The organism is Geobacter sp. DSM 9736 (genome assembly GCF_900187405.1).
Lineage (GTDB): Bacteria > Desulfobacterota > Desulfuromonadia > Geobacterales > Geobacteraceae > DSM-9736.
On record NZ_LT896716.1, the window covers coordinates 494,600 to 507,471 of the forward strand.

Sequence of the window (12,872 nt, forward strand, 5' to 3'; positions counted from 1 at the left end):
TAGTAATTTTTAATAATCCGCCCCATATGATCCTGAATGCTGTGGAAAGCTTTAGCAGTGCCTGTGGCTTCAAGAAGTTGCTCTATGTTATCGCCAACTCACCTACTCCAGCGCTTGAACACTTTCTAAAACGGCTCCCGATAACCTGGACCTCAATCCCGACATAGGCATCGTTGCGCCTAAAGTAGTCTACAAGAATGGGGAGACGCAGTATCTGAATCGACGCCTTCCGACCGTATTGGACCTGGTCTTGAGGAGATTTCTCCCTCATCGACTTCGGTTTCTGTTCCAGGACAGGCTTGATCGTTACGAGATGAGGGACCTTGGTTACGACCATATCTGCTAGCCTTCTTTTATCTCTGGTGCATCATGCTTTGCCGCACTTCTATCCTGAAAGAAGTGGGAGGGTTCGACCCTCGTTTTTTCCTTTTCAAAGATGTCGATCTATCGAGGAAGGTTCAGGCAAAAGGGTTCAAAACCCTTTACTACCCATTCGTTACAGTGACCCACCATTGGGATCGCGCACCTTATTCGAGCACGAAGATGACGCTGGTAATGATTTGGAATGGCATCAAATACTTTAATAAATGGGGATGGAAGTTTCAATGATGAAGCGGCTGCTCGACCTTTCACTGGGATTGATTCTCGGTATTGTGTTCTTAATCCCAATTCTGTTTGTCGGCTTGTTAGTTCGGCTTACTTCCCGCGGATCAGCTTTGTACTGGTCAGAACGGGTCGGGAGGGGAAATAGTATCTTCAGGATGCCAAAGTTTCGCACTATGAAGACGAACACTCCTGCCGTTGCTACACATCTTCTCCATAATGCGGAACAATTTTTGACGCCAATCGGCGGCTTCCTGAGAAAGACCAGTCTCGATGAACTCCCTCAGCTTTTCAGCATCATCAAAGGCGACATGAGTTTCGTGGGGCCTCGACCGGCGCTATTTAACCAAGATGACCTCATCAGCTTACGTACACAAAAAGGGGTGCATGTACTGACCCCGGGGCTTACTGGCTGGGCGCAGATTAACGGCAGGGACGAGCTTCCTATCACTATTAAGGTGAAATACGACGAGTATTATCTTAACAACCAGTCGTTTCTTCTGGACCTTAAAATCTTATTGTTGACTTTAGTTAAGGTTTTGCGTAGTGAAGGTGTGCAGCACTGAAATTGGCCTCAGCTTGTTCATTCGGACGTGATTTTGGGAGGGGTAATGTTCAACAAAAGGCGGCTTCTCGTATTTTTTGTTGATGTAGGTCTTATAGCTGCTGCGTACGTTCTCGCATTCCTTCTTCGATTCGACTTTGACCTGCCTCCGGATCAATGGAAGGTGTTCCTCAAGGGGCTCGGGATAGTGCTTTCAATTAAACCCCTAGTTTTTCTTGTTTCCGGCCTTTATCGCAACCTCTGGCGGTATGCCTCGCTCCACGATGCTATGGAAATATTTAAAGTCATCACGGTTTCCTCTGTCATGACTGTCTTCGCTGTTATGTACGTCCGGTACTTTGATTCCTTCCCCCGATCGATCTTCATCCTTGACTGGTTTCTCCTTTTTTCCATGGTTTCGTCAAGTCGTCTAGTGTGGCGGATATTCCGCGAGATGTATTTCCTTCCTTCACAGCGGCCTCACAGCGGGAAGCGCACTCTAATTTTGGGTGCTGGGGAGGCGGGTAGCATGCTGCTCAAGGAGATACGGAAGCGGCGCGATTCCGAGTACAACATAATCGGGTTTGTAGATGACGATAGGGAAAAATGTGGAATGCTCCTTCACCGGGTTCCTGTCCTTGGAGACATTGACCACCTCCGGGCACTGGTAAGGAAATACAAAATCCAGGAGCTAATTGTTGCTATCCCCTCCGCCCAGGGGAAGATGCTGCGCCGCATTGTGGGATGTTGCGAGAAGGCCAAGGTAGCGGTGAAGACTATTCCAGGTATCAGCGACATCATCAGCGGTAAGGTGGCTATTTCTCAGATAAAAGATGTGGACATCGAGGACCTGCTAGGGCGGGATGCGGTAGTTCTCGATGAGCATAGCATCAGCAGCTACCTAACCGGAAAGAAGATCCTAGTAAGCGGCGCGGCGGGCAGCATCGGCAGCGAGGTCTGCCGGCAGGTCGCCCGTTTCGAACCGACGAAGATCATTCTCGTAGATGCCGCTGAAACCCCGCTTTTTTATATTGAAAAAGAGCTAGCGGAAAAGCATCCTCAACTTAGAATTATTCCGATCGTGGCAGATATTCGTAACGACGTTCGCATCGAGATGATCTTTGACCAGTTCATGCCGGAGGTTGTCTTCCATGCTGCTGCATACAAGCATGTGCCGATGATGGAGTACAATCCTGTTGAGGCGGTATCCAACAATATCCTCGGTACGAGAAAGCTTGCCGACGCAGCTCATCGCTTTGGCGTCAAAAACTTCGTAATGATTTCGACCGATAAGGCGGTGAACCCTACAAATGTGATGGGCGCGAGCAAGCGGGCAGCGGAAATATATGTTCAGGCTCTTGCCCGAAAGAGTCTGACAAAATTCACCACTGTCCGGTTCGGCAATGTCCTCGGCAGTAACGGCAGCGTAATTCCTGTATTTAAGGAGCAGATTAGTAGGGGGGGGCCCGTTACGGTTACAGACCCTCAGATCATGCGCTACTTCATGACAATACCAGAGGCGACGCAGCTCGTGTTACAGGCCGGATGCATTGGCAACGGCGGCGAGATCTTCGTGCTGGACATGGGGGAGCCGGTGCGGATTATTGACCTTGCTGAGGAGCTTATTCGGTTGTCAGGGTTCATCCCTTATGAGGATATCGATATCGTCATTACAGGGCTGCGGCCGGGGGAGAAGCTTTTTGAAGAATTGCTGATTGAGGGAGAAGGAATAAAGCCAACGAGCCACGAAAAGATAAAGATTGCAGCCGCAGTGCCTTCGAATCTGGATACTGCAAACACGGCCCTTGACGAATTGGCCGAACAGGCAGATGTCTCTGATGTGGGAGGAATTATGGAGTGCTTGAAAGCGCTGGTACCCGAATTTACTCCTTCATACAAATTCAGTGGAGACCCACCACTGGGAATGCAGAAGTTGCGTCCCGATCTGTTTGTTGCAAAAACCTCTCAAAGCAAAATCATCTCTCTCAAAAAATAGTTTGAGAATCAGCTAAATATACTGAAGGAGCACAGCGGCGCCGGTTCCGAAGAAGTTGGAGCAGCGGGTTTTAAGCACACTCATGATTTGCAATAAGCGAACATCCCTTGTCGCCGTCCTTGCCCTCGCTTTTTTCTTCAGTTTCGCGGAGACAAGCTGGGGGCTCGCCTCCAACAATATTCCTCTCGACAGCCCTATGTACTTCTACCTGGAGAAACTGGCTGGTTTCGGTCTGATCAGAGACGATATCACCGGGTTGCGTCCTTACTCGCGGGCGGAAGCGGCGAGACTCGTAATCGAAGCGGAGCGGACCATGGAGGAAAATGGAGGGGGAAGGGACAGGGTGGCAGAGTCGATCCTTAGTGAGCTCCGCATTCTGCTTGCCCGTGAGATCTCCCTCTACCGCGAACCTGATAAAGCCCCTAGGTTCGACTTCAATCCCCTGTCAGGTTACAGGGTACGCAACGTCTACCTTGACGGCGCGTCCCGCAGCTATGAGCGTCCGGTCCACGATCCAGGTGGGGATGGCGTTTTCGGCATTGGTTCGGGTCTGCGGCCCGATAACAGGTACCCCTCTCTCGTGCAGCAGCATGGTACTGAAGGAACGCCGCTTCTGGAGAACAACGAGGGAATCAGATACGTGGATGGCCATAACATAGAGATTCGCGTGGCGGGCGAGGCGTATGCAGGACACTATGTTGCGGGCCTATTGGAGCCGCTCCTCGTATCCTCTAGGAGAACCGATGATACACGGCTCTTTCTGAACAAGGCTTATTTGAAACTTGGAGGAGGAGGGCTCGAAATTGAAGTAGGACGTGACGCAAACTGGTTCGGGCTGGGATATCGTGGTGCCATAACACTTACCAATAATGCGAGAAACTTCGACCATGTCAAGTTGTCAAGCCCCGAGCCGATCAGCCTCCGTTATATCGGAGATATTAAATATGCCTTCATACTCTCCCGCTTCGACCAATCGTCTGCGGGCGGAGTCGAGCGCAGGCCGTACTTCCTTGGGGCTAAGCTTTCGGTGAAGCCTACGGAGAACCTTGAGCTCGGTCTCAACCTAGGCAGGCAGGCGGGTGGGCCGGGGGTGAACAACGGGCTGGGGGAGACAGTGCGAGGTCTAGTTGGCGGCACAAATTCAGACAACACCAACAGTATTGCCGGACTGGAAGCCCGGTACCGGATACCTTTGCTGCGTAATACCGAGGTATATGGTGAATTTTCCGGCGAGGATTCGGCTTTCTTCTGGCCAATCGTCGAGAGCTATGTAGCCGGCTTTTTCATACCCGTTTTAAGTGATTCTGGTAAAGACGACTTTCGTTTTGAGTACTTCTGGGGAGATCAAATTCTGTACACCCATAGCACTTTCCCACAAGGGTATATCTACCAAGGCAGGCCTATTGGTCACTTGCAGGGAGGTGCAGCGCAGGAGTTCTTCTTCCGTTACAGTCATTGGTTTTCCCCCCGAAACAGACTTGCTTTAGAATACATCCATGGTGAGCGTGGAAATGTCGGTCGTGTTACAGTGAATGCCGTCGGAGAGTTTGATCCAGCGGGGATCCTGCAGGCAGTCGAGCGGCGGAATTCGTGGCGGGTTGAATGGAACCTGCCACTGCGCGGTGATATTGATTTCAATGCATTGTATGGCTGGGAACGGATAAATAATGTCGACCTTAGGCCAGGTAGCGATCGGACGAACCAGGTGTTTAAGGTCGACATCAGTTACCGTTACTGACGAGATATTTGTTTCCCGGTACAATTACACAAGTCGGAGTTCACATGGTAAAAAGCATGACCGGATACGGCAAAGCCGAGACTTCCTCCTCCGTTGGCAAGCTTACGGTGGAAATTCGGACTGTAAACCATAGGTATGGCGAAGTGTCGGTGAAATTGCCGCGCACCCTTCTTTCCTGTGAAAACGTGGTAAGAAAGGCAGTTTTTGAGCGGCTCAAGCGGGGGAAGATCGAGGTTTCCATTCAGCAGGAGGCTTCCCCTGGTGCTGGGATAGTTTTGGAGCCGGATATTGAACTGGCGAGGGGCTATGCTGAAGCTTTCCGTAAGCTACAGTCTTCTCTCGGTATAGAGGGGCCGATTCCACTGTCACTGATCGTTTCTCAAAGAGATGTTCTGAATCCTCGTGAAATATCCTCTGCTGCGGAAGATCTGGAGCTTAACCTGCTGGCGGCAGTTCAGCAGGCGGTTGATTCCGTAGACAAGATGCGCATCCGTGAAGGTAATGCACTTGTTCAGGACCTAGAGGAGCGTCGCAAAGGCTTGAACTTATTGATTGCCGGAATAGAGGAAAGAGCTCCGCTGATTGTGGCTGAGCATGCAGCTCGTTTACGTGAGCGCGTCCGGCAGATGCTGGGGGATTTGCAGGTTGACGAAATGCGACTTGCTCAGGAAGTGGCGCTGCTCGCCGATAAAAGTGATGTAACGGAGGAATTGGTCCGGTTTAGGAGTCACCTGCAGCAGTTCGATGAGACGCTTCTGCTCGACGAGCCAGTGGGGCGCAAGCTGGATTTCCTTATGCAGGAGCTCAACCGTGAGGTGAATACCATCGGTTCCAAGGCAAACGACGGAGAGATGGCCGCGGTAGTTGTCCAAATCAAAGCCGAACTCGAAAGAATCCGGGAGCAGGTGCAGAATATCGAGTAGCACACTGAAAAGGCGCTTTCATGAAAAAGGAAGGAATCCTCTTCGTCATTTCGGCTCCATCGGGAGCCGGCAAAACCTCACTTTGCAAGGAAGTCGTTGACATTTTCAAGAACCTGCGGCATTCTGTCAGCTACACAACCCGAAAAGCTAGGCCCGGCGAGCTTCATGGCCGGGATTATTTTTTCATCCCCCCCGAAGAATTCCAGCGTATGGTTTCGGCGGGAGAGTTCGCCGAATGGGCCGAGGTTCATGGTAACTTCTATGGAACGGCCCTCAAGACCCTCCATGAGTACCGCACCAACGGGGTAGACGTCATTCTCGACATCGACTGCCAGGGTGCACGTCAGTTGAAGGAACATTACTCGGGAGGAGTTTTCATCTTCATCCTTCCTCCCAGTTACGGCGAGTTGCGGCGGCGGCTGGACTGTAGAAATTCTGATGCTTGCGATGTTATCGAACGTCGTCTCGAAAATGCGGCAGGAGAAATTCGTGAGTCTCGCTGGTATGATTATATTATAGTTAATGATGTGTTCAGCAAGGCGGTGGAAGAACTCAAGGCGGTGCTGGTGGCGGAGCGGTGTCGCACCTCCCGGGTGATTGAGACGGTTGCTGACATGTTTGAACTTGAGAAAGGAGTGTCCTGATGGCCCGAGTAACTGTTGAAGATTGCCTTGAAAAGGTTGATAATCGCTTTCTTCTTGTAATGCTTGCAGCAAAACGTGTAAAGCAGCTCTACAAGGGTGCTAAGCCGCAAATCGAGAACAAGGGCGGGAACAAGAATGTTGTGATGTCCCTCCGTGAGATCGCTGCTGGGAAGGTTAAGTACGAGCTTTCGTCGCGCAAGAGCCGTTGACGAAAGAGTGGTATTTTTTCGTTCAACCGGATGCGGTTAAACAATTGTCTGGCAGCACTAGAGAAGGCGGCGATATCAATCGCCGCCTTCTTCGTAAGTGGATGAGTAAAACACTCCGTCAACGAGTAAGTTTCACATATGATACGACTGAACGATATCCTCGATAAGCTGACAACCTATAATCCTGCTCCTGATCTGGAGCTCGTTCGAAAGGCGTACGTCTTTTGCGCCAAAGTGCACCAGGGGCAGACCCGTTTGTCGGGAGAACCCTACCTCGTGCACCCGATGGAAGTCGCAGCCATTCTTGCGGACCTGAAGCTCGACGTGGCTACGGTTACGACCGGTCTGCTGCACGACACTGTGGAGGATACCCTCACTACTCTGGAAGAACTGGAGGAAGTCTTCGGAGCTGAGGTAGCTCGGCTGGTGGATGGTGTCACAAAAATCGGTAAAATTCATTTCAAAACCAAGGAAGAGAGCCAGGCAGAGAATTTTCGCAAGATGCTCCTTGCCATGTCCAATGACATCCGCGTTATCCTCGTTAAGCTGGCTGACCGTCTTCACAATATGCGCACTCTTCAGTACCAGCCGGAGCCCAAACAGCGCAGTATCGCCAAGGAAACCCTCGACATCTATGCTCCTATTGCCAATCGGCTCGGAATTTCCTGGGTTAAGAGCGAATTGGAGGATATCTCGTTCCGTTACCTGGACTCGCAAGTCTACTACGATCTTGCCTCCAAAGTGGCAAAGAAGAAAAAGGAGCGTGAGGCCGACGTTGAGGAGGTTCGCGAGATTCTAGCCCAGAAACTGGTGGAGCATAATATAAAAGGAGAGGTATCCGGGCGTAGCAAGCACCTTTATTCAATCTACCGTAAGATGCAGAGCCGCAACGTGGATATTGATCAGATCTATGATTTGATCGCTATACGCGTCCTGGTTGAGGATATCCGCGAATGTTATGAAGTTCTTGGCATAATCCATTCCACTTGGAAGCCGATTCCGGGTCGCTTTAAAGACTACATAGCGATGCCGAAGGGGAACATGTACCAGTCGCTCCATACAACGGTGATCGGTCCCAAGGGGGAGCGGATGGAGGTGCAGATACGCACCCTTGAGATGCACAGGGTGGCGGAAGCCGGGATTGCAGCGCACTGGAAATACAAAGAGGGGAAGGGGTACGACGAGAAGGAAGTAAAGCGATTTGCCTGGCTGCGCCAGCTCCTGGAGTGGCAGCAGGAGCTGCAGGATTCTCGTGAGTTTATGGATACGGTGAAGGTGGAGCTCTTTCCGGAGGAGGTCTACGTCTTTACGCCAAAAGGTGATGTGAAGGCCTTTCCCAAGGGGTCGACTCCAATTGACTTTGCCTACAGTGTCCATACCGATATCGGTCACCGATGCGTGGGTGCCAAGGTTAACGGGAAGCTCGTTCCCCTGAAATATGAACTGAAGACAGGTGACATCATTGAGGTCGTCACGTCCCCTCACCATACTCCGAGCAAGGATTGGCTCAAGCTTGTAAAGAGTTCGCGGGCGAGGAACAAGATTCGCGCCTGGATCAAGACAGAGGAGCGGAAGCGAAGCATATCTCTCGGCAGAGAGATAGTCGAAAAGGATTTTCGCCGTTACTCCCTGAACTTGGGGAAACTGCAGAAAAGCGGCGAGATAAAACGTGTAGCAGCTGAGTTCGGCTTCGTTGCCGAGGATGACCTGATGGCGTCCGTGGGGTACGGAAAGCTTTCGTCCAACCAGTTGATCGGCAAGCTGATTCCTGAAGAACGACTCGCGGAGCACCAGGAGCGCAAGGAGACCCGAGTCGGCAAGGTAATAGAAAAGCTCAGGGGGAAATCGTCCAGCGCTATTCAGATCAACGGCGTGGACGACGTCATGGTCAGGTTCGGCAAGTGTTGTAACCCTCTCCCTGGCGATGATGTTGTGGGTTTCATCACTCGCGGCCGTGGTGTAACCATTCATACCGCTGACTGCCCCCTGGCTATGGAGAGCGATCCCGAGCGGCGGATCGAGGTGACGTGGAACAAGGACAAGAAGACCGCGCTACCCGTCAAGATCCGTGTAGCATGTCATGACGAGAAAGGGATGCTGGCCAATATAACTACCGCCATTACGAATTGCGAGGCAAATATCGTCAGTGCATCCATTCAGAGTACGGTGGACAAACGGGGTCTCAACACATTCGAGGTAGACGTTACCGACTTGGAGCATCTCAACAAGGTTATCAACAGCATCATGAAATTGCGTGGAGTTATTCGAGTCGAGAGGCTTAGAAGCTGACAACGATAGCGCTTACCGTAAGGGAGGAATGAAATGAAAAAGACGATCCATTCGGATAAAGCACCAAGGGCGATAGGCCCTTATTCTCAGGCTGTAATCGGAGGGGGAATGGTGTTTTGTTCGGGGCAGATCCCCCTTGATCCGGAGACGGGGGAGCTTCGAGGGGGTGGGATCAGAGAGCAGACCGAGCAGGTGATGGAGAATATTTCCGCCGTGCTGGGAGTGGCAGGTGTCTCATTCCGAGATATCGTTAAGACGACAATATTTATGACGGACCTGAGCGACTTCGCTATCGTCAACGAAGTGTACGGCAGCCGGTTTGATTCTGAACCGCCGGCACGTTCGACGGTCCAGGTCAGCGCCCTGCCAAGAGGAGCACTCGTCGAAATAGAGGTGATCGCTCTGGCCGGCTGATCGGCAGTGTCGGCAACGAAAAAAAAGCCGCCTGCAAACAACACAGGCGGCTGTCAAACTGCTAATTTTCAGGCCGGGGTCTAGAGTGCCTTCGTCACGCTTCCGGACCTGATGCAGCGGGTGCAAACCTTTACGCTTCTTACAGCCCCGTTGCTGATTGCCTTGACTTTCTGCAGGTTCGGATACCAGATCCTACGGGTCTTGTTGTTGGCATGGCTGACATTGTTACCGAAGCTCGGACCCTTACCGCATATTTCACATACTTTGGACATGTTCGTATACCCTCCGAATAAGCTGAAGCATATTTCTATACCAGAGATACTTTTGGGATGCAAGTCTATTTTAGCACTTCGTGCTCCGTTGTCTCCTGTACTGCTCAAGCAAACCTCTGTTGATACTGTTGAGGAATAAAAATGACCATACTTCGGGGAATCCTTTCGCTCCTGGTGATACTCTTTCTAATCGTTGCCGTCCTCTTCGTAGATTTCGCATACAAGACCTTCTCCCTCCGCCCCCGTGATGTCGCAGCAGACGGGATCGTCGTGCTGGCGGGAGGAAGGGGGCGTGTGGAGGAGGGGTTAAAGCTGTTTCGGGAAGGGAAGGCGCGCTGGCTGTTCCTGATCGGAGTGGACCCATCAGTCCGAAAAGGGGACTTGTTTAAGGAACGCCCAGGAGAGAGCCTTGGGGAGCGTGTCGTCCTGGAAAAGGCTTCCAGAAATACCCTGGAAAACGCCATTTATGCACGGGAGATACTGGTTGACAAGAAGATAAGATCAATCCGGTTAATAACTTCCCGATACCACATGAAGCGCGCAACAGTCATCTTCCGGAACACGCTGCCGAAGGACATAGCCATTTACTCTCACCCCGTGGACAGTAAGAACCTCAGAGGAGAGTGGTGGAGCCACAGTGGCAGCTTCCGGCTACTCTTCGGCGAGTTCTACAAGTACTGCATGTTCAGGTTCTTTTTTCTTTTCGCTTCAGGCGAGTTGCGACCCTCCGTCAACAGTTCTTCGAGTTGATGCCCTATAGTTCCGGCTTATCTTCGATCCTTGGAAATAGCGGCTCCGCCTTGATGATCTTTGTACCTGGGACAAGTCCTCCCCATTGCAATGCGGCGTCGGTCTGCGCACCATCAGTCCCGAGCCATGCCAAGGCCTTTGCAGCGGTTCCGGGCATGAATGCACTGAGGAGAGTGTGCACGATTCGCTGCGATTCGAGGAGGCAGTACAATACCGTTCCAAGCCTTTCCACCTTCGCCGGCTCCTTGGCGAGAGCCCATGGCGCGGTTTCGTCGATATACTTGTTCCCGGCGGAGATGGTCTCCCATATGGCCTGGAGTGCTTTACTGAACGCCAGTTCGGTCAGACATGTCTCGACCTGATCCACCATTGCACTCGTTTTTTTCAGGTGGGCCAGGTCGATGGGTTCAAGCTGTTCCGGCTTCTGAACGATCCCGTCGAAATATTTGTTGATCATGGCAGTTGATCGATTCAAAAGGTTTCCCAGGTCATTGGCCAAGTCGGAGTTGATCCGGTTGACAAGCGCGGCGTGGGAAAAGTCGCCATCAAGCCCGAACGGAACCTCCCGGAGCAGAAAATAGCGCACCGCATCCACGCCGTAGCGGTCGATGAGCATATTTGGCTCTACCACGTTCTGAAGGCTTTTGCTCATCTTCTGCCCCTCCACAGTCCACCAGCCGTGAGCAAAGACCTTTTTCGGGAGCGGCAGTCCGGCGGCCATTAGAAACGTGGGCCAATAAACTGCGTGGAAGCGTAGGATGTCCTTGCCGATGAGGTGGACATCGACGGGCCAGTATTTTCCGAAATCGCCTGACTGGTCGGGGTAACCGAGAGCTGTAATGTAGTTGGCTAGCGCATCGAACCAGACGTAGATGATGTGGCGGTCATTTCCGGGGACCGGGATACCCCAAGTGAAGGATGTGCGGGATACTGACAGGTCTCGAAGGCCTTCCCGTACAAATGCGATAATCTCGTTTCGGCGCGATTTCGGCTGGATGAAGTCAGGGTTTGCTTCGATGTGTGCGAGGAGTTGCTCCTGGTACTTGCTCATCCGGAAGAAATAGGATTCTTCCTTCAGCTTCTCCGTCGGTCTGTTGCAGTCCGGGCATTTGAAATCTATGAGCTGCGTTTCGGTCCAGAAGGTTTCACAGGGGGTGCAATACCAGTCTTCGTACTCACCGAGATAAATGTCTCCCTGCTTCATCACCTTCTCGAACAGGTGTGATACACCCTGCTTGTGCCGCTCCTGGGTAGTGCGAATGAAATCGGTGTACGAGATATCAAGCTTTTCCCAGAGCGCCTGAAAACGCTTTACTACCCGGTCCGCGAGTTCAAGAGGTGTCTCTCCCGCTGTATTGGCGGCTTTTTCCACTTTTTGCCCGTGCTCGTCAGTTCCAGTCAGGAAATGGACATCGTATCCCTGCAGCTTTCGGTATCGGGAGAGCACGTCTGCGGCAAGCGTAGTATAGGCATGGCCTATATGGGGTACATCGTTAACGTAATAGATGGGTGTGGTGATATAAAAAGTGCGGCTCATCGTTTCTCCTTCTTCTCCCGTTCTTTCCCTTCAGGACGGCGATCCCGGCGGGTCTTTCCTCCGGATGGTGCACTTTCCCGCGGCTCGGCTTGCCCCTTCTCGTTCTCCCGACCAGTTTTTTTCTGACGGTCGGAAATCTGTTCGGGTTTTATAGCTTCGCCGTCCAGTACTACCTGTCGATCGTCATCAGTGCGGACGGTTACAGTTCCTTCCAGCACATTCAGCTTTACGACCTCGCCTTCCACTCCTCCGCAGTTGACCCGTTTGCCGCATTTCGGAAGGCATTTGCGCAGGGAGCAGTAGGTTTCAAATTCGTAGCCGAGGCAGCAGAGAAGACGTCCACATTGGCCTGAGATTTTGGTTGGGTTAAGGGCGAGATTCTGCTCCTTTGCCATTTTTACCGAAACCGGTTCGAATTCACGAAGAAAGGAGGCGCAGCAGAGCTCCCGGCCACAGATGCCGATACCGCCGACCATTTTCGCCTCATCGCGCACGCCGATCTGCCTCATCTCTATTCTGGTGTGGAAGGTATGGGCGAGATCTTTCACCAGTTCCCGGAAATCAACACGGCCGTCGGCAGTGAAATAGAAGATAGCCTTGCTTCCGTCGTAGAGGTACTCGACCCTTACCAGCTTCATGTCCATGCCGCGTTCCTTGATCTTCGTCAGGCAAAAGGAGTACGCTTCCTTCTCCCGGGCGGCATTACGGGAGGCGGCATCTATGTCATCGGCGTGGGCTTTCCTGATGATGCTCTTAATTCCTTCAGGGGCATCGGTATCTGCAAATTCTCGTGGTTCTATGACGACGGTGGCAATGCTTTTCCCTCTTTCCGTCTCGACAATGACGCGCTCACCGGTTTTCAGCTGTAGTGCCCCTGCGTTGAAATCATACAGCTTACCCGCTTGCTGGAACTGAACTTTAACTATTCGTACCAAAAATTGCCTCCCAGGGCA

Annotated in this window: 14 protein-coding genes; 10 read left to right on the plus strand and 4 right to left on the minus strand. The window is 52.0% G+C overall.

What is annotated here, in order from left to right; translation table 11 throughout:
- Positions 1–82: 82 nt before the first annotated feature.
- Positions 83–337, minus strand: coding sequence for a hypothetical protein (locus CFB04_RS02255; protein WP_088533765.1), 255 nt, complete (start codon positions 335–337; stop codon positions 83–85).
- A 32-nt stretch (positions 338–369) separates the two neighbouring features.
- On the opposite strand from CFB04_RS02255, the gene CFB04_RS18485 reads away from it, so the two are divergent.
- The 9 genes from CFB04_RS18485 to CFB04_RS02300 all read left to right on the plus strand — a co-directional run bounded on the left by CFB04_RS18485 (position 370) and on the right by CFB04_RS02300 (position 9,360).
- Positions 370–609: a glycosyltransferase gene (locus CFB04_RS18485; RefSeq protein WP_088533766.1), complete on the plus strand. Its 240-nt coding sequence runs from the start codon at positions 370–372 to the stop codon at positions 607–609.
- On the plus strand, positions 609–1,169 hold the full coding sequence (locus tag CFB04_RS02265) for a sugar transferase (protein WP_088536670.1): 561 nt from the start codon (positions 609–611) through the stop codon (positions 1,167–1,169). The genes CFB04_RS18485 and CFB04_RS02265 overlap by 1 nt, the downstream gene beginning before the upstream one ends.
- Positions 1,170–1,214: 45 nt before the next feature.
- On the plus strand, positions 1,215–3,143 hold the full coding sequence (locus CFB04_RS02270; protein WP_088533767.1) for a nucleoside-diphosphate sugar epimerase/dehydratase: 1,929 nt from the start codon (positions 1,215–1,217) through the stop codon (positions 3,141–3,143).
- An 82-nt stretch (positions 3,144–3,225) separates the two neighbouring features.
- The gene (locus CFB04_RS02275; protein ID WP_088536671.1) at positions 3,226–4,881 is read left to right on the plus strand and encodes a capsule assembly Wzi family protein; all 1,656 of its coding nucleotides are present in this window, start codon (positions 3,226–3,228) and stop codon (positions 4,879–4,881) included.
- A gap of 44 nt (positions 4,882–4,925) precedes the next feature.
- Positions 4,926–5,804, plus strand: a complete 879-nt coding sequence (locus CFB04_RS02280; RefSeq protein WP_088533768.1) for a YicC/YloC family endoribonuclease — start codon at positions 4,926–4,928, stop codon at positions 5,802–5,804.
- Between the two features lie 20 nt (positions 5,805–5,824).
- Entirely contained in the window at positions 5,825–6,448 is a 624-nt protein-coding gene (gene gmk, locus CFB04_RS02285; RefSeq protein WP_088533769.1) for a guanylate kinase, read from the plus strand.
- On the plus strand, positions 6,448–6,657 hold the full coding sequence (rpoZ, locus tag CFB04_RS02290; RefSeq protein ID WP_088533770.1) for a DNA-directed RNA polymerase subunit omega: 210 nt from the start codon (positions 6,448–6,450) through the stop codon (positions 6,655–6,657). Before gmk ends, rpoZ begins: the two co-directional genes overlap by 1 nt.
- A gap of 138 nt (positions 6,658–6,795) precedes the next feature.
- Positions 6,796–8,946, plus strand: coding sequence for a bifunctional (p)ppGpp synthetase/guanosine-3',5'-bis(diphosphate) 3'-pyrophosphohydrolase (locus CFB04_RS02295; RefSeq protein ID WP_088533771.1), 2,151 nt, complete (start codon positions 6,796–6,798; stop codon positions 8,944–8,946).
- Between the two features lie 33 nt (positions 8,947–8,979).
- A complete protein-coding gene (locus CFB04_RS02300) occupies positions 8,980–9,360 on the plus strand; it encodes a RidA family protein (protein ID WP_088533772.1) in 381 nt (126 codons plus the stop codon).
- An 80-nt stretch (positions 9,361–9,440) separates the two neighbouring features.
- On the opposite strand, the gene rpmB is transcribed toward CFB04_RS02300, so the two are convergent.
- Positions 9,441–9,632 carry a 50S ribosomal protein L28 gene (rpmB, locus tag CFB04_RS02305; RefSeq protein WP_088533773.1) on the minus strand — a complete coding sequence of 64 codons (192 nt, stop codon included), beginning with the start codon at positions 9,630–9,632 and terminating at the stop codon, positions 9,441–9,443.
- 141 nt (positions 9,633–9,773) lie between these two features.
- Here rpmB and CFB04_RS02310 point away from each other — a divergent pair, with 141 nt between their 5' ends.
- Positions 9,774–10,382 (plus strand): YdcF family protein, encoded by a 609-nt coding sequence (locus tag CFB04_RS02310; RefSeq protein ID WP_088533774.1) that lies wholly within the window; start codon positions 9,774–9,776, stop codon positions 10,380–10,382.
- Between the two features lie 4 nt (positions 10,383–10,386).
- Here CFB04_RS02310 and metG read toward each other — a convergent pair whose 3' ends face one another.
- Together metG and CFB04_RS02320 are read right to left on the minus strand one after the other, a co-directional pair.
- Positions 10,387–11,919 (minus strand): methionine--tRNA ligase, encoded by a 1,533-nt coding sequence (gene metG / locus CFB04_RS02315; RefSeq protein WP_088533775.1) that lies wholly within the window; start codon positions 11,917–11,919, stop codon positions 10,387–10,389.
- Positions 11,916–12,854, minus strand: coding sequence for a stage 0 sporulation family protein (locus tag CFB04_RS02320; protein ID WP_088533776.1), 939 nt, complete (start codon positions 12,852–12,854; stop codon positions 11,916–11,918). The genes metG and CFB04_RS02320 overlap by 4 nt, the downstream gene beginning before the upstream one ends.
- Between the last annotated feature and the right edge of the window lie 18 nt (positions 12,855–12,872).